The following is a 20,706-nucleotide window of genomic DNA, read 5'->3' on the forward strand; positions in this document are numbered from 1 at the left end:
CGCGATCATCTGACGCGAGCATAGGTGTCCGCCCTGAGCGGAGGGAGGCGGGGTCGGTGGGGGCGCTGTGGTGCGAAGGATGCACCCCTTGACCGGGACCGGAAACGTTCATTGGCATGGACCTGATAGGCAAGCTGCGTTACAGTCCGTTGCGGCACACTCTGAGAGCGCTCTCAGGTGAGAGCTCCCGGACGCCTGCTGTTCCTCCCCCACGATGCCGGAACAACAGAAGGGCCATTGCCTTGAGATGTGTGAACGCGCTGCGTACGAGCCTGGCTGCCGCGCTGGTTGTCGGAGCCTGGGCGACCGTGGGTCTTGCCTCTGGTCCGGCGTCCGCCGCCGCGGCGGACTCGCCTTCCGTGACACCCCGTTCCGCGACCGATGAAGCACCGGCGTCCGCAGGGCTGCTCTCCGCCATGCAAAGGGACCTCGGCCTGACGGAAAGTCAGGCCAGGGCCAGGCTGGCCGCGGAGAAAACGGCAACCGCCGTACAGGGCAAGGCGCGACGGGCCGCCGGATCGTCCTATGCCGGCTCCTGGTTCGATCCGGCCACGGGCAGGCTCACCGTGGCCGTCACCGACGTCCGGAATTCGGGCGTCGTCCGAGCGGCCGGCGCGTCCGTCGAACTGGTACGTCACAACGCACGGCAGCTCGACGCGACCAAGACGCGGATCGACAGGCTGACCGCGCCGGACGGTGTCAGCGGCTGGCACGTCGACCCCAAGGCCAACCGCGTTGTCGTCGACGTCGTCGCTTCGGCAGCGGGTGACAACGATGTCCGCGAGTTCCTCGAACGGGCCCGCGAGACCGGCCCCGTGCTGGTGAATCAGACACCCGAGGCACCCAGGACCTTCGCTGCCGGAACCGTGGGCGGCGATCCTTACTACACGGGCAATGTCCGATGCTCCATCGGCTTCTCCGTGTACGGCGGTTTCGTCACGGCAGGACATTGCGGACAGGCAGGTGCCGCGGTCAGCGGATGGGATCGTTCGGCCATCGGCAACTTCCAGGGGTCGTCCTTCCCCGGTGACGACTACGCCTGGGTCAGCGTCGGCAACGGTTGGTGGACCGTCCCCGTGGTCCTCGGCTGGGGCACCGTTTCGGACCAACTGGTGCGGGGCTCCGCGGAGGCGCCCATCGGCGCTTCGATCTGCCGTTCCGGCTCCACCAGCCATTGGCACTGCGGCAATGTGCTGGCCACGAGCGAGACAGTGAACTACAGCCAGGGTGCGGTCTATCAGATGACCAAGACGAGTGTCTGTGCCGAGCCGGGCGATTCGGGAGGTTCGTTCATCAGTGGCGACCAGGCCCAGGGAGTCACCTCGGGTGGCTGGGGCGACTGCACCGGCGGCGGGGAGACCTGGCACCAGCCGATCAATGAGATTCTGAACCGGTACGGGCTGACCCTGCACACGGCCTGACGGTATCCGGGAGCCGGCCGGACCCGGTCCGCCCTGCGCCCACTGCGAGGGGTCTGTCGCGACACGAGCTCCATTGCCCGGTCGTGGCAGGCCCTTCCCGTGGCGCGCGTGCGCTCAGGAGGCTGCGGCCTCCGTCAATTCGACGCCCGGGTGCTCCGTGCCGCGTGTGCAACCGTGACGGGAACCGTAAAACACACTCACCAAGTACAGGCGGCCTGTAGGTTGTTGATGCTGTCGGCGAGTTCGGCGGGTCGAGTCGGCCAGCCTGTCGTGTGCCAGTGAGCGACGCGCCAGGCCAGTCGCCGGGGCCACACCGGGGTGGTGGGCAGCTGGTCGACCGGAATCCACGTGGGCGTTCCGCCGTGGTTGTCGAGTTCCGCGCGCGCACCGATCTCGCCTTCGGCATGCAGAAGGAAGTAGTGCTCACGGCGATGGTCCTTCCAGACACGGGCCACTTCCCTGACCACTTCGCCGCGCAGGCCGGACTCCTCCCGCAGTTCGCGGATCACCGCAGCGTGCGGAGTCTCGCCGTCCTCGACTCCGCCGCCCGGAATCTCGTAGAACGGCTGCCCGTCGTCCTCGAAGCCGATGAGCAGCATCCGCCCTTCACGAATCACCACCGCGCCGGCCCGGACCCGCACCGGATCGGCAGCCGCCGGATCATCCCAGGAGGCCATTCCCCGCGCCGGACTTCCCGTCACCCAGTTCCGCAGCACGGTCTCCGCAGTGCCGACGGGCCGGATCCGCGCGTGCAATGCCTCGGCCAGGGGCAGCGAGCACCGCGAACTGTCCGGCACCTGGCCATGGCGAGGGAAGCAGTAAGCCCCGTCCTCGCCAGGCTCTTTGGCCACGACGAGGCCGGCTTCGTCGAACTGGACGTTCAGCAGCAAGGGGTCGTCGGTCATCCGTGAAGACTATCCGCCGCCCTGAGCGCACTGAGCAAATGACGGAGGCAGCTGAGGCTGCGAAGTCGTCAACGATCACATGATGCCGCGCAATGGTTCGGGCCTGATAGGCGAACGGCCGACGATGCCCACGAAATCGACGCTGACCGCATTCAGGACTCCGCGCGGGCACGCCACTCGTCGAACTGCTCGGGTGTGCGGACGTGGTCGTCCAGGACCGACCGGTAGATGTCGACGCTCTTCACGGACTTGCCGTACTCGGCACGGTCTGCCCAGGCCCGCTTGACTTCGAGAATCGCCGCGCGGGTCTCGGAAGTGAGACGCGGAGGCATCGCCTTGAGGTGGGCGAGGTCGGGCTGTCGGTCGGGTTCGTCGACGAACCAGATGTCCAGGGTCCAGTCCTGACCTTGCAATGAGCGACAGTCCACACCGAGATAGAGCCCGTCGGGGTAGTCCGGGTCGGTGTTCCACTCACCGGTGTCGTCGCGGAACCGGACCTGCCGCACCCGCTGGTGCTGTGCCAGTTGTGCGCCGATGCCGGCAACGGCCTCCAGGGTCCGCGGGTCGAGCTGCGGGCAGATCACCGTTACGTCCAGGTCGCGACGGACCATCAGACCAAGGGCGTAACTTCCCACCCGCACCGGCCGGCCGATCTCGGGCAGCAATTCGTCCAGCCGTAGATCGGCGCTGACCGCGTCCGCCGCGGATCGCAGTGTGTCCTGTTGTCCCAAGAGTTCCTCTGTCACCGTCACACAACCATTCTTCCAGAGGGCAAGAACCGCGTATTCCGGCGAGATTCCCTTGCGCCCACGGGCATGCGGAGGCCGCTTGCTCTCCAGCCTTCAAGCCCGGTCCCGTGCGGTCCCGTTCGGCGAGCGCTGCCGGTGGCAGAGAATGTGTGAATGACCCGACCCAGAATCCGTGTCGCCGCATACGTGATCCGGAATCGTGCCGTACCCGAATTGCTGGTGTTCGACCACATCGGAATGCCGGCAGCCGGTACCCAGGTGCCCGCCGGCGGAGTGGAACCGGACGAAGAAACGGAACACGCCGTCCTGCGAGAAGTCGCGGAGGAGACCGGGCTTTCGTCAGCCACCGTGGTCCGGAGGATCGCCGTGGAGGACAAGCCGCACCCCGATACGGGACAGCCGCGCAGGACCACCTTCTTCTTCCTCCGAGATGACGCCGGCCTCACTTTCGCCTGCCGCTTCCTCCCACTTCCCCTGAGGCGACCGTTGGCGGATGAACAAGATGCCTGGCTGGGCCACATCGATCCGCTCTGGACCACCATGCCCGGCTACCGCGACTGACCCGGCGGCGGACGCGGCCCCGTTGCCGTCCACGTCCACGTCCACATCCGCGACCACGTACTGATCCCAACGGATGGAGAGTCGTGGTCCGGTGTCGCGACTGGTTTCGGTGCGGGGCGATGTGACGGGGCATCGGGAAGACCGCGCCGAGCCGCTGCGTCACTCTCGCCTGTATTCTCACTCGCTCAGGAGGCAGCAGGACGGGCACCCACCCCGCGATGCTGCCGGTCCGGCGCACCGGTTCACGAGCTGGAGCACATGAGGAGCTGCGATGAGCGCGGAATCCATACGTCGCCAGGCGAATGCCGAGAGCATGATGAGCATCCCCGGCGGGGAGATCGTGCTGCGGGACGAGGGGACGAGGACGGACTGGAAGGTGGAGGTCGCCGCCTTCCGACTGGCGCCGTACCCCGTGACCCGCGAGCTGTACCACGCGGTTCGAGGCGAGTTGCCCGCGAGTTCGGCCGGTCCACGTACACCGGTGACCGAGATCTCCTGGAACGAGGCTGTCCGGTTCTGCAACCTGCTCTCGCAGGCGACGGGACTCCGGCCCTGCTACTCGACGGGCGACGACCCCGACGGGCTGGACGTGGTCTGCGACTGGCAGGCCGACGGCTATCGGCTCCCGTCCGAGGCGGAGTGGGAGTACGCATGCAGAGCCGGAACCTCCGGCGAGCGCTACGGGGACCTGGACGAGATCGCCTGGCACCGCGGGAACTCCGGCGACGAAGTGCACGACGTCGCGACCAGGATGCCCAACGCGTGGGGCCTCCACGACATGATCGGCAACGTGTGGGAGTGGTGCTGGGACCTCTACGATCCCGAGGTCTACGGCCCGTATCGCGTATTCCGTGGCGGGGGCGGATTCGACCGGCCCCGAGGCTGCCGCGCATCGTGCCGCCGAAAGAGCCACCCCACGTTCCGCATCGACGACCTGGGGTTCCGGCTCGCCCGAACACTGTGAACCGGTGACGCTCCCAGCACCCGTGGTGGCCTGCTGTTCAGCCACGACGAACACCGGCGAGCAGGCCGGACAGTGTGAATTGCCGCCTTTCGCCGGGCAGCCGCGCTCCACGGACACGGCGATGCCGAGCGTGGTATCACGGCCCTGCCCGCCATTGCAGCCGGTTCGACCCAACGGCTCCGGGAACGCCCACCGTCCCCGGAGCCGCTGGGTGCTCCGGGGACGGCAGGGGGCAGCTGAAATCACGGCGTCGCATCCAGGTCGCGAGCGAGGAGCGCGGCCAGCTCCTCGACCGCGTTCTCCGCGCCCTCGCCCTCCGCGGCCAGCACCAGCGAATCGCCGTGCTGGGCCCCGAGGGCGAGCACGGAGAGCAGGCTCCGGGCGTCGACCGCGCTCTGACCGTCCCGGCCGATCGTCACCTTGACCGGATGCTGGGCAGCGGCCTTGACGAACAACGAGGCCGGGCGGGCGTGCAGACCACTGCGGGAACCGACGACGACGGTGCGCTGATGCATGGTGAACTCTCCTGTGGTGGTGGAGGGGTGGGCTTGCGAGGTCGCTGGGGAATCCGTCAGGCGGCGACGGAGATCTTGGGCTCCGCGGTCGCCTGTGCGGATGCCTCCGTGTTCCGGCGCATGCCCTTGAGCAGGACGACCAGGGCGGTGGCCACCGTCGTACCGGCGGCGACGGCCAGCAGGTAGAGGAACGGATCCCCGATGAGCGGCACCACGAAGATGCCACCGTGCGGGGCCCGCAATGTGCAGCCGAAGGCCATCGAAAGGGCACCGGTCACCGCGCCGCCGGCCATCACCGACGGGATCACCCGGAGCGGGTCGGCCGCCGCGAACGGGATCGCACCCTCACTGATGAAGGATGCGCCCAGGACCCAGGCCGCCCGGCCGTTCTCCCGTTCGGTCTTGCTGAACAGCCTGCCGCGCACGGTGGTCGCGAGTGCCATGGCCAGCGGCGGCACCATACCGGCGGCCATCACCGCGGCCATCACCTTGAGGCTGCCGGGCGTCGGGTCGGCCAGACCGCCGACCGCGAAGGCGTACGCCACCTTGTTGAGCGGCCCGCCCATGTCGAAGCACATCATCAGCCCGAGGACGATGCCGAGAATGATCGCGTTCGAGCCGGAGAGCCCGTTGAGCCCGTCGGTCAGGGCGCGTTGGAGGGACGCGATCGGCTTGCCGACGACGATGAACATCAGGAAGCCGACGACCGCCGAGGCGATCAGTGGAATCACCAGCACCGGCATGATGCCCCGCAGGGTGGGATGGACCTTCACCCGTTGGATCGCCATCACCACCGCACCGGCCAGGAGACCGGCCGCGAGGCCGCCGAGGAAGCCCGCGTCGATGGTGAGTGCGATGGCGCCGCCGACGAAGCCGGGAACGAGCGCGGGCCGGTCGGCCATGCCGTACGCGATGTACCCGGCCAGCACCGGCACCAGGAAGGCGAATGCGGCGGTGCCGATCTGGTTGAGCAGAGCCGCCCAACTGTCGGCCTCGCCCCAGACGAAGTGGTCCGCGACGGATTTCGCACCGGCTGTCTCGTAGCCGCCGATGGCGAACGACAGGGCGATGAGCAGCCCGCCCGCCGCGACGAACGGCACCATGTAACTGACGCCGGACATCAGATAGGTCCGCAGCCGGATCCCGAAGTGGACGTGGTCACCGCCGGTCGCGGCTCCACCGTCCTGCTGAGCGACGCCGGCCGCGATGGCGCTGGTCTCGCCGCGCTCCGCCTTCCGCCTCGCTTCGGCGATCAGTTCGGCAGGGCGGTTGATCCCCGCCTTGACCCCGATGTCGACGATGGGCTTGCCGTCGAACCGGGCCTTCTCGCGCACCTCGACGTCGTGCGCCCAGATGACCGCGTCGGCGGAGGCGATCAGCCCGGGATCGAGCCGCTCGAACCCGGCCGAGCCCTGCGTCTCGACATCGAGCACCACGCCCTCGGCACGGGCCGCGGCTGCCAGCGATTCGGCCGCCATGTAGGTGTGGGCGATACCGGTCGGACAAGACGTGACGGCGACGATTCGGAACGGCGCGGCGGCCGGTGCGGCGGTGCCCGCGCCGGGGTTGTCCACCGGTACGTCGTCCGGGGGCGAGGCCTCCGGAGCCGAATCGGCCGGGATGGCCTCCTCGCCGCGGATGAGGGCCGCGGCCGCGCCGGCGTCGCGCTCCGCGCGCAGCGCGCCGGTGAAGTCCGGGTCCATCAGCCGCCGCGCCAGCGCGGAGAGGATGGTGAGGTGGTCGTCGTCGGCTCCGGCCGGCGCGGCGATCAGGAAGATCAGATCGGCGGGGCCGTCCGCCGCACCGAAGTCGATGCCCGGACCGCTGCGGCCGAACGCGAGCGTGGGCGTGGTGACATGCTCGCTGCGGCAGTGCGGGATGCCGATACCGCCGTCCAGGCCGGTCGGCATCTGTGCCTCACGAGCTGCGACATCGGCGAGAAAGCCGTCGAGGTCGGTCACCCGGCCCTCGGCGACCATCCGCTCGGCGAGCGACCGGGCGGCGTCGTGCTTCGTTTCGGCGGACAGATCGAGATCTACCAGTTCCGCGGTGATCAGTTCACTCATCGCGGGGCTCCTTGCTCGTGGACCGTCCTGCGGGCGGCGGGGGACACTCGGGGCGGCGGGCTGGGTCGCGGATGCGCGGCAGTCATGAAAGTCGGCTCCGTCAGGGGTCGGTCCAGAGGGATTTCGGTGGTCGTGGTGACCGCCGACAGATCGAGATCGGCCGGTGTCGGCATGACGCTGCCCGGCAGCTGTACGGCCGCCGCGCCGTGGGCGACCGCTGCGGCGAGCGCTGCCGGTCCTCTTCCGCCTGCGGCGAGGAAGCCCGCGAGGGATGCGTCGCCCGCTCCGACGTTGCTGCGGACCGTCTCCACCCGGGCGCTGCCGAAGTACGTATCCGCACCGTCGACCAGCAACTGCCCGTCGGCCCCGAGGCTGGCCAGAACGGAGCGGGCACCGCGTTCGCGGAGTTCATCCGCCGCCTTCACGGCATCGCCCACCGTTGCCAGCGGGCGACCGACGGCCTGGGCGAGCTCCTCCGCGTTCGGCTTGATCACATCGGGGCGCTCCCGCAGCGCCGCGGTCAGCGCCGCGCCGGAGGTGTCGAGGGCGATCCGGGCCCCGGCACGGTGGCTCCGCGCCACCAGCTCGGCGTACCACTGCGGCGGCAGTCCACGCGGCAGACTGCCGCAGCAGGCGATCCAGTCCGTGGCCGTCGACCTGGTCTGTACGGCATCGAGCAGGGCCTCGGCCTCGGCCGCGGTGATCTCCGGGCCCACCGCGTTGACCTTGGTGAGTGTTCCGTCGGGCTCGACGAGCGTCACATTGATACGGGTGCTGCCGACGATCGGCACTCCGGCCGCCTCGATGCCGTGCTCACCCAGCAGCCGGGCGAGCAGCGCGCCCTCGGGTCCGCCGAGCGGTGCGACAGCGATCGTACGGTGGCCGGCCGCCGCGACAGCGCGCGAGACGTTGATGCCTTTGCCGCCGGGGTCGACCCGGTCGTCCGTGGCCCGCAGCACGGCTCCGCGGGTCAGCTCGGGCAGCTCGTACGTACGGTCGAGGCTCGGATTGGGGGTGACGGTGAGGATCATGCGCGTACTACTTCCGTGCCCAGGCTCTCGATGGCGAGGGCGTCTTCGGAGCCGAGTCCGGTGTCGGTGATGAGCAGATCGACCTGGGTGAGATCGCCGAAACGGGCGAAGTGCTCCTGGCCGAACTTGGCGGAGTCGGCCAGGAGCACGACCCGCCGGGCGGCAGCGATCATGGCGCGTTTGACGGCGGCCTCAGCCAGGTCCGGCGTGGTCAGGCCGCCCTTCGGTGAGAAGCCGTTGGTGGCGAGGAAGACGACGTCGGCGTTGATCTCGCTGTAGGCGTTCAACGCCCAGGCATCGACGGCGGCACGGGTACGGTGCCGGACCCGGCCGCCGACGAGGTGCAGCGCGATGCCGGGGTGGTCGGCGAGCCGGGCGGCCACCGGCAGCGCATGGGTCACCACGGTGAGGTGGGCGTCCAGCGGGACGGCCGCGGCCAGCCGGGCGGCCGTACTGCCCGCGTCGATGATCACGCTGCCGTCGGTGGGGAGCTCGCCGATCGCGGCTGTCGCGATGCGTTCCTTCTCGTCGATGGCCACTGCATCGCGCTCGGCGAGGTCGGGCTCGAAGTCGAGCCGCCCGGCCGGGATCGCGCCGCCATGGACGCGCCGCAGCAGCCCGGCCCGGTCGAGACTCTTCAGATCACGCCGCACGGTCTCGGCGGTGACCTGGAACTTCTCGGCCAGGGACAGCACGTCGACCCGGCCGCTCTCACGGGCGAGGCGGAGGATGGCTTGCTGCCGCTCCGGTGCATACATGTTGTTTTGGATCCGTTCCATGCCCGAGTGTGTGATTTGGCGGTCAGATTACGCCCGTGGTTCGGGGATGTAAACAGATTCGGTCACATGCGGGCCTGAACGGAAACATCGCACCGGGATCGAGATCGTCGTATCGCCGGGCGTGTCATACGGCCGGTGGGTGCGGCGACTCCTCGCATCACGGGAGGCGGAGCGTGCTGGGTGTACGCCCTGCCCCGGGTCCTGACCAGCATGTCGGCCCCCCTCTGTAGGGTGCCTGGCGTGAGTGACGTGTACGAGTTGGCGATATCGGTCGATCTGCGGGACGAGCTCTCCGAGCAGGAGCTCGCCGAGCTGCGCTGGCATCTGGGAATCGGGCCGCAGCCGGAGCGCCTGTCCATCGTGACCGCGTTCCCGATCGTGGTGGTGGACGAGGCGGGGGACCCGGTGATCGAGGACGAACCTCGTCCACTGCTTGCCGGCGGCGGCGTGGCCTGGCGAGTGGGCGGTGTGCTCGGCTCGGCACTGGCCGACCGCGCGGACCTGCCGCGGAAGGGCTGGTCGCTGACCTCCCGGCAGGAGATCCACCCGGACGAATTCGAGCAGGTCGGCGAGCTGCTCTGCTGGCTGGCGGCGCGAGTTCACGACACCGACCGGCTCGCGGGCGATGTCGTTCCGATCGGCGGTTTGAAGCATCTCGAAGCCCTGACGCCGGATGTGATCGAGGTCGTGAACGGGCAGATCGCCTGGCCGGCCTGGCTGTCGAGCGGAGCGGGCCGAGGCTGACCGGGCCCTGCCCCGTACGGCGACCAGCCTTGGCCGACTGTGGCGCTGCCCGGGACGGGCCACGCGTGACGCGGTGTGATCCGTGCTCCTCGAAGCCCGCAGAAGTGCCCATTCGGGCAGGGCGGTTGTCGGGTCCCGGGCCCCGGGTGATAGGCAGGGGCCCGTGATCGATACGGGGGAGGCCGACGCTTCATGAAGACGATGCGCCGGATTGGGCTGTACGCCGTGGTACCACTGGTCCTGGTGCTCGCGGCCGGCTACGGCTGGTACCGGATGAGCGACACCGGCAAACGGTGGCGGTACGAGGACCGGCTCGCGACGTACTGCGAGGGCCTGCTGCCGGTCGCCGAGTCCGCCGCCCTGACCGCGTACTCCACCGACTCCGGACTGCCGGGGGACCGCACGGGTGGTGCGGACTACGACCGTTGGGACGAGTGCGGGGTGGCGGACACCCGGCTGCTGGCCGCTCTGATTCCGCACGATGCCGTCCGCAACCGCAACCTCTCCGGCGACCCGCTCTCGATGTTGCGCGACGGGGACTCCGACCATCTGCCCGTCGCCGTCGGCGGTGGCTGGCAGGGCTACACCGATTTCCGCGAGACCGGCATCGCGCTCGACTGCACCAACAGACCTGCCTCCCTTGTGGTGGCCGTGCGTGCCGACGAGTCGCACGAGAACGCCGCGGAGACCCGGCAGATCGCCCGGCTGGTCACGGCCACCGCCGAACGGGCCGCCGAGCGATGGTCGTGCGACGCCCCCCACGGCACCGGCGTGCCGCCGATCCCTGTGCAGGACGACCGCCCGGCGCTCGGCAATGCCACGGGCACCTGTGCCGGGGTTCCCGTCCCCGGTGACGACTCCGTCGACTGGCACCGTGAGGTCACCGCCCCCGGCACCGCCCTCCTGGAGGCCTGCGCACTCGGCGAGACCAAGGCGCGGGACGAGGAACTCTACTGGTTCGACGCCGCGTTCGGCCCGTACGCGCAACGCCTGCGCACCTCCGAGGACGGCCCCGGCGGCTACCGCGGCGACGCGGGCGGCGACCGTCACAGCGCCTGGGCGAGTGCCGTGTGCGGCACGGGCCCACGTGCCCTCTTCGCCGTCAATGACACCGAGTACGCGGCTCCGCCGCGCGGCTACCTGCGCACCGCGCTGCGCGCCTTCGCCGAACGTGCCGCGCAGCGCCATGGATGCACGGATCTGAAGCTGCCCTCCTGACGGGGAAGCCCCAGGGGTGACCTGAATTGGCCGTAGCATGTCAAGAATCATGGTGATGTGCCTTGTTGCTTCAAGGGGGTCGTGCCTCAATGGGGCAGGCAGCTCCTCTGACGGCTCGTCAGGGAGTGCTGTGTTCCGGCGCGGCACGTCGATTCAGCGCGTCGGCAGTCCCCCCACATGAAGGGCAACCACCATGAGGTATGGCATACGGCGACTCGCCATCTGTTCCGCCCTCGCCGCGGGCACGCTCGCGCTGGCACCCACGGCCGAGGCGGTCGCCCCCACCACCGCCACCATTTCCTTCGACTGCGGATCCTACGGCTCGGGCAGCGCGACCCTCACCGCCACGCAGGACGGCACGAGCGCGACCATCAATGTCTCGACGTCCGCCATCACGGCACCGATCAGCATCGGGGCGAACTCGGTCAGTTCCACGCTCACGCTCACCAAGGGCGCGTCGACGGTGACGTTCACCGGGAACTCCAACCCCGCCATCCCCGCCGGAAGCCCTGTGTCGACGGGGCCGCTCAAGGGAACCGTCGCCTCGGGGGACAGCCTGGAGGCCAAGTCCCTCAAGGTCGTGGTGTTCGGCATCACCGCGACCTGCACCGCGACCTCCGCTCAGTCGCCGGGACCGTTCGTGTTCTGAGCCGGCCTCTGAACGCTGAGCGAAACGCCGGGCCGGGATGACGGCGCGGTCGGCCCGTGTGCCCGCCCGTCGGCGGGTGGCACGGGCCGTCTGCGCGACCGCGAGCGGGCACGGACACCTCCTCCGGCCACGGTCCGGGACGGCCGTGGCTCCTGTGGGTTTCGGCGAATTCGGCCCGGAGCCGGCCCTCAGAGCACATGCCTCACCCGGCCTTCCTGTCTGCGGCGAGCGACAGTGACGATCTCCGGGCTCGTCGGAGTGACGGGTCCGCGGTGCCAGTCGCCGTACCGGGCCTCGATCTCGAACCCCGCCTCGGCGAGGAACCGATCGAGCGTCACCACATCCAGGAAGCGCAGGCTCGCGCGATCGATGCGCAGCACAGTGCCGTCGGGCTCGGCCGTCGTTCCGGTGAAGGTGACGACATCGTCGGCGACGGTCTCGACCTCGTGCCAGACGCGCAGGGCGCCGCCGGCTGAGTCGGTGATGTCGGACGCGTTGGACGGATTCCAGGCCTCCCACGCGCGCGCCTGCGGGTGACGCGTCTCGAAGGCGAACCGGCCGCCCATGCGCAACGCGGCACGTACTGCCATGAGTGACGCACGGATGTCGTCGTCTGTGACCAGGAACTGGAAGGCGTGGGCGGTCATGACGGCAAGGTCGAATTCACCCTGCCACCGCGCGTCCGCCGCGGTGCCCTCGACCCACTCGACATCGGCGCGACGCCGGGCACGGGCGAGGGCGGCCGGGTCCGGATCGATGCCGACCAGACGCCCGGTTTGGCCGTGCGCGCGTGACCAGTGCAGCATCGAACCGGTGCCGCAACCGACGTCCAGGACGGAGTCGGCAACCATGACCAACTCCTCGTAGAAGGCGTCGCCGGGCCAGCGGTCGGGATCCCAGGGGTTGAGCAGGTCGTACAGTGCGGCGTTGTCATCCTCCGAGTACATGGCGGCAGTATCCGCTGACGGTGACGCCGTTGTGGGTGACATCGTCGAAGTGCCGGTACAGCGGGGCGAGAGCGCCTGCCGGACCGGAGGAATCACGTATCCGGTGAGCGCAACCACACGCTGACCACCGGCATCGGGGCGAGTAGCAGACGACCGGAGCAAACAGGCGATCAGCCCCGAAACGCAACCGATCGTCGTGCCGGCAGCATGCTCGCCGCCGTGGAACGGCCGATCACCCAGCAGGCAGCCCAAACGCATCGCCATGCCGGAGAAGGTCCTCGGGATGAGGCTGTTCACCCGCACCTCGCGAGGAGGGAAGCCCACCGTCGACGGACAGGCGTTTTTGGCCCATGAGATCAAAAGGCGAGGCGGGTCATGAGAGCCGCAAGTCGATCCAGGGGATGGTTTCTCCCGGCAGCAGGTAGCGCTCGGTCTCGATGAAACCGCGTTTCCGCGCGAACCGCAGACCGTCCTCGTTGGAGGCCAGGACAACGGTCTCGACCACCCGGGCACCAAGCTCCCGTGCCCTTCTCAGCCCGCGCGCATAGAGCTCCTCACCGAATCCCTGCCCACGGTGATCGGCCAGCACACGGGTGATCACCGTGGGCCGACGTATCACCCGTCGGCGGCCGTAGAGTGCTGCTACCCACGAGAACGTCACCGAGATAGGCGACTTCCAGGTGGTGCCGCTGTGCGCGTTCCCGTACGCCGTCCAGCGACAGGACGTGCGTAGGGATGATCGCATTGTGGACGTACTGCCAGTCCTTGAATGCGGTTTCTCTGTCCGGCCGTTCGATGCGAATGTCAGGCATCGCAGAAGGAAATCCGAGCACACCCCGGAGCGTCAACCGTGTTTGCGTCGACCGCAAGTCATCGTGCCATGCGGAGAAGCCTGTGTCAGATGCCCCATGGTTCGAGCTGACCCCCTTCGACTGACGGGTGTTCGGGAGATCCATGCCAGCCGAATCGAATGTCGTCAGAAGAAGGCACGACTCGGAGACGCGCCGCCGCAATGAGGGGCGCGTCGAAGACCTGTCTACCGGACCGGGCATCGCGCAGCGTGAGCCCCGGCGCCGTGATCTTGTTCGCCGGATGCGGGGGACACCAGCCTCGCCTACTGCGTGGAGTCGGTCCCGGCGGCCTAGATTTCGCGGGTGAACGCGCTCACTTTCTCCGCCGCTCTGATCACCTTCGTCTCGGTCGTCGGGCCGCCCAAGGTTCTGCTCTCCTTCGCTCACCTGGCGAAGCTGCATCCGACGCGCCAACTTCGTACCATCGCCCTGCTGTCCTGCGGCGCGGCGATCTTCATCGGCCTGGTAGCCAGCCTGACCGCCCCGGTGCTCCTGGACCTGTTCCACATCAGCACCCCCGCTCTCCTGCTTGCCGGCGGCATCATCTTCTTCCTCTACGCCGTCGGTCTCGTCCTGGGGGTTCGGACCGGAGCGGACGCACCGGATGAGGAATCCGCTGACGTGACCAGCGGACTGCGCGAACTCCTCGTGCCGTTCGTCGTCAGTCCGCTGGCCATGACAGCACTGCTCATCGAGGCCACCGCGCGTTCGTCCTGGACCTGGCGCTCCACGGTTGCCGGCGCGTACGTGGCCGTGATTCTGCTCGACCTCGTCTGCATCCTGCTCCTGGAACGCGTGCTCCGCGCCACACACCATGCGACGTTCGAACTGCTCGGCCGGCTTCTGGGACTGCTGCTTGCCGCAGTCAGTATCGACCTGGTCCTCGACGGCCTGGTGGAACTCGGCGTCGGGCTGGGCGGACGCGACCTCTGAGAGTCTCTCTCGGCCTCGCGTTCGCCCAGCCATCGGCCGCCCGGCGTCCGTCAGGTCACGCTGCCGTTCGGGAACGGGCCTCGCCCGTCTCCCTCCCGTCCACGTCATGGTGGATGGGTGTGCCCGAGCCGGTCAGTGGAACACCCGTGCCGCCCCGGCGCGCCGCGACGATCTCCGCCGCGATGGACAGGGCGGTCTCCTCGGGCGTACGGGCGCCGAGGTCGAGGCCGATCGGAGAGTGCAGGCGGGCCAACTCGGGTCCGGTGACGCCGACTTCGCGAAGACGGCGATTGCGGTCCTCGTGGGTGCGGCGCGAGCCCATCGCGCCGACGAACGCGACCGGCAGCCGCAGGGCCGTCTCCAGGAGGGGAACGTCGAACTTGGCGTCATGGGTGAGCACGCACAGGACGGTGCGTTCGTCGGTCGCGGTGCGCCGGAGATAGCGGTGCGGCCAGTCGACCACGAGGTCGTCGGCCTCGGGGAAGCGTTCGTGAGTGGCGAAGACCGGCCGGGCGTCGCACACGGTCACGTGGTAGCCGAGGAACTTGCCCGTCCGTACGAGTGCCGTCGCGAAGTCCACTGCGCCGAAGACGATCATCCGGGGCGGCGGCACCCTCGACTCCACGAACAGCGTCACACCGCCCGGACAGCGCGATCCGTCCTCCGCGATCTCGACGGTGCCGGTGCGGCCGGTGTCCAGCATCGCGCGGGCCTCCGCCGCCGCGGTCCGGTCCAGTTCCGGATCTCCATCCAGGCGGCCCTCGTACGATCCGTCGGGGTGGACGAGCAGTACCCGGCCGAGCAGGCCCACCGGGCCCCGGGCCACCCGGGCGAGGGCCGCCGGTTCCCCGCGGACCGCGGCCGACACCCCGGCCCGGAACACCGGTGCGTCCGCACGCACCGGCGTGACCAGGACCTCGACGACGCCGCCGCAGGTGAGCCCCACCGCGAAGGCGTCCTCGTCGTCGTATCCGAACCGTTCGCGCACCGTCCGCCCGTCCCCGAGCGCCTGGACACACAGGTCGTACACCGCGCCTTCCACACAACCGCCGGAGACGGAACCGATGGCGGTGCCGTCAGCGGCGACGGCCAGGGCGGCGCCGGGACCGCGCGGCGCGCTGCCGCTGACGGCAACGACGGTGGCGACGGCGAAGTCCCGGCCCTCCTCGAACCACCGGCTCAGCTCCTCGGCGATGTCAAGCACTCCGGGCTCCTCCCGCCGCCCGGCGCCGGGCCTCGTCCGCCGCGCGCAGGACGCGGTCCGGACGGATCGGCAGGTCCCGGTGGCGTACGCCGGTCGCGTGCCACACCGCGTTGGTGATCGCGGCGGCCACGCCCACGATGCCGATCTCGCCGATGCCCTTGATCCCGACCGGATCGCCCGGGACGGGGTCGTCCACCCAGTCGGCTTCGATGAGCGGCACGTCGGCGTGCGCGGCGAAGTGATAGCCGGCGAGGTCGGCGCCGACGTGGCCGCCCGAGGCCTGGTCCCTGATCGCCTCCTCGTGGAGCGCCATGGACAGCCCCCAGGTCATTCCGCCGATGAGCTGGCTGCGGGCGGTGAGTGGATTGACGATGGTGCCCGCGGCATAGATGCCGAGCAGCCGTCGTACGCGCACCTCACCGGTGTCCACATCCACTGCGACCTCGGCGAACTGCGCTCCGAAGGAGTGACGTTCCTGCTGCGCGAGAGCGCCGATGGCCTCGGCCGTGTCCGACCGGGCGGTGATTCCCTCCGGCGGAATGCCGCCACCCAGGGCCAGACGCTCCCGCAGTTCGTCCGCCGCGATCGTCACCGCCCACGCCCAGGAGCGCGTTCCCATCGAGCCTCCGGCGATCATCGCCGGGCCGAGGTCGCTGTCCGCGATGCGCACCCGGACGCGGTCCGGGGCCACCTGCAGCGCGTCCGCGGCGACCAGGGTCATCGCGGTCCGCGCCCCGGTACCGATGTCCGCCGCGTTGATCCGTACGGTGAAGCTTCCGTCCGCCTCCGCGGTCACGGCCGCGGTGGACGGCCCGACCCCCGACGGGTAGGTGGCCGCCGCCGTTCCGGTACCGAGCAGCCATCGCCCCTCACGGCGCACGCCGGGACGGGGGTCCCGGTCCGCCCAGCCGAATCTGCGGGCGCCCTCCTCGAAGCAGGCGAGCACATTGCGGCTGCTGAACGGCAGCCCGGACACGGGACCGGTCTCGGGTTCGTTGCGTGCGCGCAGCGCGATCGGGTCGATGCCGCACTTCTCGGCCAGCTCGTCGAGGGCGGATTCGAGGGCGAAGGATCCCGGTGCCTCGCCCGGCGCGCGCATCCACGTCGGGGTCGGCACGTCGAGCCGGACGAGCCGGTGAAGGGTGTGATGCGCCTCGGCGTCGTACATCACGCGCCCCAGCACGGCGCTCGTCTCGACGAATTCATGCACGGTCGACGTGAGGTTCTGGGCCTGGTGGTCGAAGGCACGCAGCCGGCCATCGGCATCGGCACCGAGCCTGATCCGCTGCGCCGTGGGGCTGCGGTAGCCGATGAGCGAGAACATCTGGCGGCGGGTCAGCACGACACGGACCGGACGGTGAAGGACGGTCGTGGCCATCACGGCCGCCACCTGATGCGGGCTCAGCCCCTTCGATCCGAAGGCGCCCCCGACGTGTTCGGACCGGACCCGCACGGAGGCCGGATCGAGGGAGAAGAGCTGCGCCAGTTCGCTCGCCACCCAGGTGCTTCCCTGGTTGGAGTCGATGACGTCGAGTCGGCCGCCGTCCCAGCGGGCCGTCGCCGCATGCGGCTCCATCGGGTTGTGGTGCTCCTCCGGAGTGGTGTACTCCGCGTCCACGACGACGGCGGAAGCGCCGAGTTGCGCCTCCACGTCCCCCTTCTCCGTCTCGGCCTGGACCATCGGGGTGTTCTCCGGCGTGTACGCGTCCGAACGTCCGGCGTGGAAGGCGACGTCGTGCGGCTCCTCGTCGTACCGGACCACCAGCGCCTCGGCGGCCTCCCTGGCCTGCTCGGACGTATCGGCCACCACCAACGCCACGGGCCAGCCGACGAAGGGAACGCGGTCGTGCTGGAAGATCCCGAGGACCGGGTTCGGTCGCCCCAGCATGCCCATGTAATCGGTGTCGACGCGTGGCGCGTTTCCGTGGTGCAGCACGGTCAGGACGCCGGGCATGGCCAGGACGGGGCCGTCCTCCACGGAACGGATCCGGCCACGGGCAATAGTCGACAACACCAGCCAACCGTGGGCCAGTTCGGTGAAGGGAACCTCTCCGGCGTAGCGGGCCGCCCCGGTGACCTTGTCGCGGCCCTCCACGCGGGTGTGGGCGGAGCCGACGGCTCCTGTCACGGTGGCGACCCCGGTCGTCGTGGTCATCGGGAGACCTCCTCGGTGAGCTCGGTCAGCACGGCCACGACGAGGTTGCGCATCAGCGTCACCTTGTAGCCGTTCTCGGGAAGGGCCTTGGCGGCGGCCAGTTCGGCATCAGCCGCGGCGGCGAACGCCTCCGCGCTCGCCGGTCCGCCGACCAGTTCCCGCTCGGCCGTCCGAGCCCGCCACGGCCTCGACGCGACAGCCCCGAACGCCAGATGCACTTCGCGCACGACGCCGTCCTGGACGTCGAGCGCGGCGGCGATCGAGCCGATCGCGAACGCGTACGAGGCGCGCTCACGTACCTTCCGGTATCGCGAGTGGGCGGCGACCGGGGCGGGCGGCAGTGTGACGCCGGTGATCAGCGCGCCGGGCGGCAGAGCGGTCTCGATGTGTGGCGTGCCGCCCACGGGCGGGTAGAACTCGGTGATCGGCAACTCGCCCGGACCGTCGGCCGTTTCGTACGAGATGACGGCGTCGAAGGCGGCGAGCGCGACCGCCATGTCCGAGGCATGGGTGGCGATGCAGTGCTCGGAGGCGCCGAGGATCGCGTGGTTGTGGTGCTCGCCGTCGACAGCGGGACAACCACTGCCGGGGGAGCGCTTGTTGCACGGTTTGCTGATGTCGGTGAAGTAGCCGCAACGGGTGCGCTGGAGTAGATTCCCACCGACCGTGGCCATGTTGCGCAGCTGCCCCGATGCGCCGGCCAGGACGGCCTGGGCCAAAGCCGGATAGTGACGCCGGACTTCGGGGTGAGCCGCGAGATCGCTGTTGGTGACGGTCGCTCCGATGCGCAGCCCGCTACCCGTGATGAACTCTACTCCGTCGAGCGGTAGTTCGCGTACGTCGACGAGCAGTGCGGGCCTCTCCACGCCGGCCTTCATCAGGTCGACGAGGTTGGTGCCGCCGCCGAGGAAGCGGGCGTCGGGGTCGGAACCGAGCAGAGCGACCGCTCCGGAAACATCGAAGGCGCGTTCGTAGCCGAATTCCCTCACGCCACTGCCTCCTTGTCCCGGGATCCGGCCGATTCCGCTGCTTGCGCGACTGCCTGCACGATCGACACGTACGCGCCACAACGGCACAGATTGCCGCTCATGCGTTCGCGGATCTCCTCGGCGCTGAGCGCGGGCACCCCCGCCTCGGGCCGGACGTCATGGGTCACCGCGCTCGGCCAGCCCGCCGCGTGTTCCTCGATCACCGCGATGGCCGAGCAGATCTGCCCGGGTGTGCAGTATCCGCACTGAAAGCCGTCCAGGTCGAGAAAGGCCTGCTGCACGGGATGGAGCTGCTCGCCATCGGCCACGCCTTCGATGGTGGTGATCACCCGACCCTCGGCCGCGACCGCGAGCTGGAGGCAGGAAACAGCCCGGCGCCCATCGATCATCACCGTGCAGGCGCCGCATTGACCCTGGTCGCAGCCCTTCTTGGAACCGGTCAGGTCGAGACGCTCGCGCAAGGCGTCGAGCAGGGTGGTGCGATGGTCGACGGGCAGTGTGTACTTCTCGCCATTGATGTTCAGGGTGATGGCGCTGGACGTCGATGGGGTCATGATCAGCCTTCTTTCGCATTGCAGATGCGCGTCGAACGAGACGATCCCGGTGGGCATTCCGGGAGGGAGAGGGCGATGACGGTGAAGGAACCATTGACGGTGGGCGCAGGTCGGCCACACCGGCCGGATCTGCCGCTATGGTGAATCCAAGCGGACAGCTGTCCGCTTATCGTCGAACCTAGCGGACAGCTGTCCGCTCAGCAAGGACGGACTCGGCCGTGCTTCCGGGAGGAGGACGAGTGCGGGACGAGAAGAGCACGCCTCTGCGCCCGGACGCGCAACGTAATCGTGAACGCATCCTGGAAGTCGCGCTGGCCGAGCTGACCCGGGCGGCGGACGCGCCATTGAGCACGATCGCGAAGAAGGCGGGTGTCGGGCAGGGGACGTTCTACCGCAACTTTCCCAACCGTGAGGCCCTGGTCCTGGAGGTCTACCGCTACGAGATGCAGCAGGTGGCCGACACCGCGGACCAACTGCTCCGGAGCCGCGCACCCGACCGGGCGCTGAGGGAGTGGATGGACCGTCTCGCCCAGTACGCCATGGCCAAGGCCGGCCTGGCGGACGCGTTGCGCAAGTCCACCGGCAAGTACGGCAGTTTGGCCCAGTTGGGCCACGGCCCGGTGACTCGGGCGGTCACACTGCTGCTGACCGCGAACGAACAGGCCGGCACCATCCGTCCGGGGGTGACCCCCGACGACTTCGTGCTGTTCATCGCCGGGCTCTGGCAGATCGACCCGCACAGCGACTGGCAGCCGCGGGCGAAGCGACTTCTGGACCTCGTGATGGACGGCCTGCGGGTGGGGGCTCCTGGGGCGGGAGGATGCGTGCGGGACGAGACCGCGGTGGATGAGGCCAGGTCCGGTGGTTCCGGACGGAGGGTGTGAAGAGCGGACTGATCGGCGGCGGGCGGAAGTTGGGCTGCGGGCCGGATGGTGCGAAGGTGGGCTCAGGTCGGACGCGCCAGCCGCTTCACCATGATCAGGCAGGGGGTTCCGGGCCACAGGTCATTCGTCTCCTCCAGCGGAAGGAACTCGACAGACCGGTAGAAGGCTCTGGTCCGGGCGTAGCCGCGATCGGGGTGCGCGGCTCCCAACGTCTTCACCTGGAGCAACCGGCAGCCGTCCACGGCAAGTTCCGAAACGAGTTCATCGACGAGTGCTCTACCGACACCTCGCCGATGCCATGACGGGGCAACCGCCATCAGGTGGATCTCGGCTGCTTCGGTAAAGTGCCGCTGGTACAACAGGACGCCTATCGACTCCGTGTCCGTGCGGGCGATGAGTCCGGAGAGGCGGTTGGCCGACTCCACGTACTCCGCGTTGACCTCCGGGATACCGAACCATGACGGGAGCGCGCCGATCAGCCCGGCGGTGATGCCTGCCAGCTCGGCCGAGCCGGTGATCTTGGAGATCTGGAAAGCCACGACGTCGTTCACGGGCGGAGCATGTCAGTTGCATTGCTGATCGCGCAC

The 20,706-nt window shown here is 69.4% G+C and carries 19 protein-coding genes and 2 pseudogenes; 8 read left to right on the forward strand and 13 right to left on the reverse strand.

All coding sequences use genetic code 11. From position 1 onward, the window contains the following. Positions 1–260: 260 nt before the first annotated feature. Entirely contained in the window at positions 261–1,421 is a 1,161-nt protein-coding gene (locus OG611_RS38625) for a S1 family peptidase (RefSeq protein ID WP_266431456.1), read from the forward strand. 197 nt (positions 1,422–1,618) lie between these two features. Here the strand turns inward: OG611_RS38625 and OG611_RS38630 are convergent, their stop codons facing one another. Both OG611_RS38630 and OG611_RS38635 read right to left on the reverse strand, forming a co-directional pair. Further along, the gene (locus OG611_RS38630) at positions 1,619–2,326 is read right to left on the reverse strand and encodes an NUDIX domain-containing protein (protein WP_266431067.1); all 708 of its coding nucleotides are present in this window, start codon (positions 2,324–2,326) and stop codon (positions 1,619–1,621) included. Positions 2,327–2,478: 152 nt separating this feature from the next. Then, on the reverse strand, positions 2,479–3,078 hold the full coding sequence (locus OG611_RS38635) for a hypothetical protein (protein ID WP_266431069.1): 600 nt from the start codon (positions 3,076–3,078) through the stop codon (positions 2,479–2,481). A gap of 150 nt (positions 3,079–3,228) precedes the next feature. Here OG611_RS38635 and OG611_RS38640 point away from each other — a divergent pair, with 150 nt between their 5' ends. Both OG611_RS38640 and OG611_RS38645 read left to right on the forward strand, forming a co-directional pair. Further along, positions 3,229–3,636, forward strand: a complete 408-nt coding sequence (locus tag OG611_RS38640) for an NUDIX domain-containing protein (protein WP_266431071.1) — start codon at positions 3,229–3,231, stop codon at positions 3,634–3,636. Between the two features lie 271 nt (positions 3,637–3,907). After that, on the forward strand, positions 3,908–4,600 hold the full coding sequence (locus OG611_RS38645) for an SUMF1/EgtB/PvdO family nonheme iron enzyme (RefSeq protein ID WP_266431073.1): 693 nt from the start codon (positions 3,908–3,910) through the stop codon (positions 4,598–4,600). A 242-nt stretch (positions 4,601–4,842) separates the two neighbouring features. Here OG611_RS38645 and OG611_RS38650 read toward each other — a convergent pair whose 3' ends face one another. The 4 genes and pseudogenes from OG611_RS38650 to OG611_RS38665 form a co-directional block, all read right to left on the reverse strand. Then, positions 4,843–5,115 carry an HPr family phosphocarrier protein gene (locus OG611_RS38650; RefSeq protein WP_266431075.1) on the reverse strand — a complete coding sequence of 91 codons (273 nt, stop codon included), beginning with the start codon at positions 5,113–5,115 and terminating at the stop codon, positions 4,843–4,845. A 56-nt stretch (positions 5,116–5,171) separates the two neighbouring features. Continuing rightward, entirely contained in the window at positions 5,172–7,181 is a 2,010-nt protein-coding gene (locus OG611_RS38655; protein ID WP_266431077.1) for a fructose-specific PTS transporter subunit EIIC, read from the reverse strand. Positions 7,182–7,273: 92 nt separating this feature from the next. Further along, positions 7,274–8,212, reverse strand: a pseudogene (gene pfkB, locus OG611_RS38660) (1-phosphofructokinase); the annotation flags it as partial. After that, positions 8,209–8,970, reverse strand: coding sequence for a DeoR/GlpR family DNA-binding transcription regulator (locus OG611_RS38665; protein WP_266431458.1), 762 nt, complete (start codon positions 8,968–8,970; stop codon positions 8,209–8,211). The pseudogene pfkB and the gene OG611_RS38665, both read right to left, overlap by 4 nt. Positions 8,971–9,231: 261 nt before the next feature. Between OG611_RS38665 and OG611_RS38670 the strand changes: the two genes are divergently transcribed. The 3 genes from OG611_RS38670 (at position 9,232) to OG611_RS38680 (ending at position 11,602) form a co-directional block, all read left to right on the forward strand. Next, the gene (locus OG611_RS38670; RefSeq protein WP_266431081.1) at positions 9,232–9,735 is read left to right on the forward strand and encodes a hypothetical protein; all 504 of its coding nucleotides are present in this window, start codon (positions 9,232–9,234) and stop codon (positions 9,733–9,735) included. 192 nt (positions 9,736–9,927) lie between these two features. Beyond that, positions 9,928–10,953 carry a hypothetical protein gene (locus OG611_RS38675; RefSeq protein WP_266431083.1) on the forward strand — a complete coding sequence of 342 codons (1,026 nt, stop codon included), beginning with the start codon at positions 9,928–9,930 and terminating at the stop codon, positions 10,951–10,953. A 193-nt stretch (positions 10,954–11,146) separates the two neighbouring features. Continuing rightward, positions 11,147–11,602, forward strand: coding sequence for a hypothetical protein (locus OG611_RS38680; RefSeq protein WP_266431085.1), 456 nt, complete (start codon positions 11,147–11,149; stop codon positions 11,600–11,602). 188 nt (positions 11,603–11,790) lie between these two features. Here OG611_RS38680 and OG611_RS38685 read toward each other — a convergent pair whose 3' ends face one another. Both OG611_RS38685 and OG611_RS38695 read right to left on the reverse strand, forming a co-directional pair. Next, positions 11,791–12,909: a class I SAM-dependent methyltransferase gene (locus tag OG611_RS38685; protein ID WP_323180328.1), complete on the reverse strand. Its 1,119-nt coding sequence runs from the start codon at positions 12,907–12,909 to the stop codon at positions 11,791–11,793. Positions 12,910–12,922: 13 nt separating this feature from the next. Continuing rightward, a pseudogene (locus OG611_RS38695) lies at positions 12,923–13,361 on the reverse strand (GNAT family N-acetyltransferase). A gap of 342 nt (positions 13,362–13,703) precedes the next feature. On the opposite strand from OG611_RS38695, the gene OG611_RS38700 reads away from it, so the two are divergent. Beyond that, positions 13,704–14,333, forward strand: a complete 630-nt coding sequence (locus OG611_RS38700) for a MarC family protein (RefSeq protein ID WP_266431089.1) — start codon at positions 13,704–13,706, stop codon at positions 14,331–14,333. Positions 14,334–14,388: 55 nt separating this feature from the next. Here the strand turns inward: OG611_RS38700 and OG611_RS38705 are convergent, their stop codons facing one another. Genes OG611_RS38705 through OG611_RS38720 form a run of 4 tightly spaced genes read right to left on the reverse strand, consistent with a single transcriptional unit; the run spans position 14,389 to position 19,235 of the window. Then, on the reverse strand, positions 14,389–15,537 hold the full coding sequence (locus tag OG611_RS38705; protein WP_266431090.1) for an XdhC/CoxI family protein: 1,149 nt from the start codon (positions 15,535–15,537) through the stop codon (positions 14,389–14,391). Next, positions 15,530–17,692, reverse strand: a complete 2,163-nt coding sequence (locus OG611_RS38710) for a xanthine dehydrogenase family protein molybdopterin-binding subunit (RefSeq protein WP_266431091.1) — start codon at positions 17,690–17,692, stop codon at positions 15,530–15,532. The genes OG611_RS38705 and OG611_RS38710 overlap by 8 nt, the downstream gene beginning before the upstream one ends. Then, entirely contained in the window at positions 17,689–18,681 is a 993-nt protein-coding gene (locus tag OG611_RS38715) for a xanthine dehydrogenase family protein subunit M (protein ID WP_266431093.1), read from the reverse strand. The genes OG611_RS38710 and OG611_RS38715 overlap by 4 nt, the downstream gene beginning before the upstream one ends. Further along, complete coding sequence (locus OG611_RS38720; RefSeq protein ID WP_266431460.1) at positions 18,678–19,235, reverse strand: (2Fe-2S)-binding protein; 558 nt, start codon at positions 19,233–19,235, stop codon at positions 18,678–18,680. Before OG611_RS38720 ends, OG611_RS38715 begins: the two co-directional genes overlap by 4 nt. 239 nt (positions 19,236–19,474) lie before the next feature. Between OG611_RS38720 and OG611_RS38725 the strand changes: the two genes are divergently transcribed. Further along, on the forward strand, positions 19,475–20,119 hold the full coding sequence (locus tag OG611_RS38725; protein WP_266431095.1) for a TetR/AcrR family transcriptional regulator: 645 nt from the start codon (positions 19,475–19,477) through the stop codon (positions 20,117–20,119). Positions 20,120–20,181: 62 nt separating this feature from the next. On the opposite strand, the gene OG611_RS38730 is transcribed toward OG611_RS38725, so the two are convergent. Then, the gene (locus OG611_RS38730; RefSeq protein ID WP_266431097.1) at positions 20,182–20,670 is read right to left on the reverse strand and encodes an N-acetyltransferase; all 489 of its coding nucleotides are present in this window, start codon (positions 20,668–20,670) and stop codon (positions 20,182–20,184) included. Positions 20,671–20,706: the final 36 nt, after the last annotated feature.

This window comes from Streptomyces sp. NBC_01363, from assembly GCF_026340595.1.
Classification (GTDB): domain Bacteria; phylum Actinomycetota; class Actinomycetes; order Streptomycetales; family Streptomycetaceae; genus Streptomyces.

What these genes read in the sequence shown, in the direction of transcription:
- OG611_RS38655 (WP_266431077.1), bottom strand. Translation starts at nt 7,181, where the DNA reads ATGAGTGAACTGATCACCGCGGAACTGGTAGATCTCGATCTGTCCGCC.
- OG611_RS38640 (WP_266431071.1), top strand. Translation starts at nt 3,229, where the DNA reads ATGACCCGACCCAGAATCCGTGTCGCCGCATACGTGATCCGGAATCGT.
- OG611_RS38630 (WP_266431067.1), bottom strand. Translation starts at nt 2,326, where the DNA reads ATGACCGACGACCCCTTGCTGCTGAACGTCCAGTTCGACGAAGCCGGC.
- OG611_RS38650 (WP_266431075.1), bottom strand. Translation starts at nt 5,115, where the DNA reads ATGCATCAGCGCACCGTCGTCGTCGGTTCCCGCAGTGGTCTGCACGCC.
- OG611_RS38645 (WP_266431073.1), top strand. Translation starts at nt 3,908, where the DNA reads ATGAGCGCGGAATCCATACGTCGCCAGGCGAATGCCGAGAGCATGATG.
- OG611_RS38665 (WP_266431458.1), bottom strand. Translation starts at nt 8,970, where the DNA reads ATGTATGCACCGGAGCGGCAGCAAGCCATCCTCCGCCTCGCCCGTGAG.
- OG611_RS38710 (WP_266431091.1), bottom strand. Translation starts at nt 17,692, where the DNA reads ATGACCACGACGACCGGGGTCGCCACCGTGACAGGAGCCGTCGGCTCC.
- OG611_RS38720 (WP_266431460.1), bottom strand. Translation starts at nt 19,235, where the DNA reads ATGACCCCATCGACGTCCAGCGCCATCACCCTGAACATCAATGGCGAG.
- OG611_RS38675 (WP_266431083.1), top strand. Translation starts at nt 9,928, where the DNA reads ATGAAGACGATGCGCCGGATTGGGCTGTACGCCGTGGTACCACTGGTC.
- OG611_RS38680 (WP_266431085.1), top strand. Translation starts at nt 11,147, where the DNA reads ATGAGGTATGGCATACGGCGACTCGCCATCTGTTCCGCCCTCGCCGCG.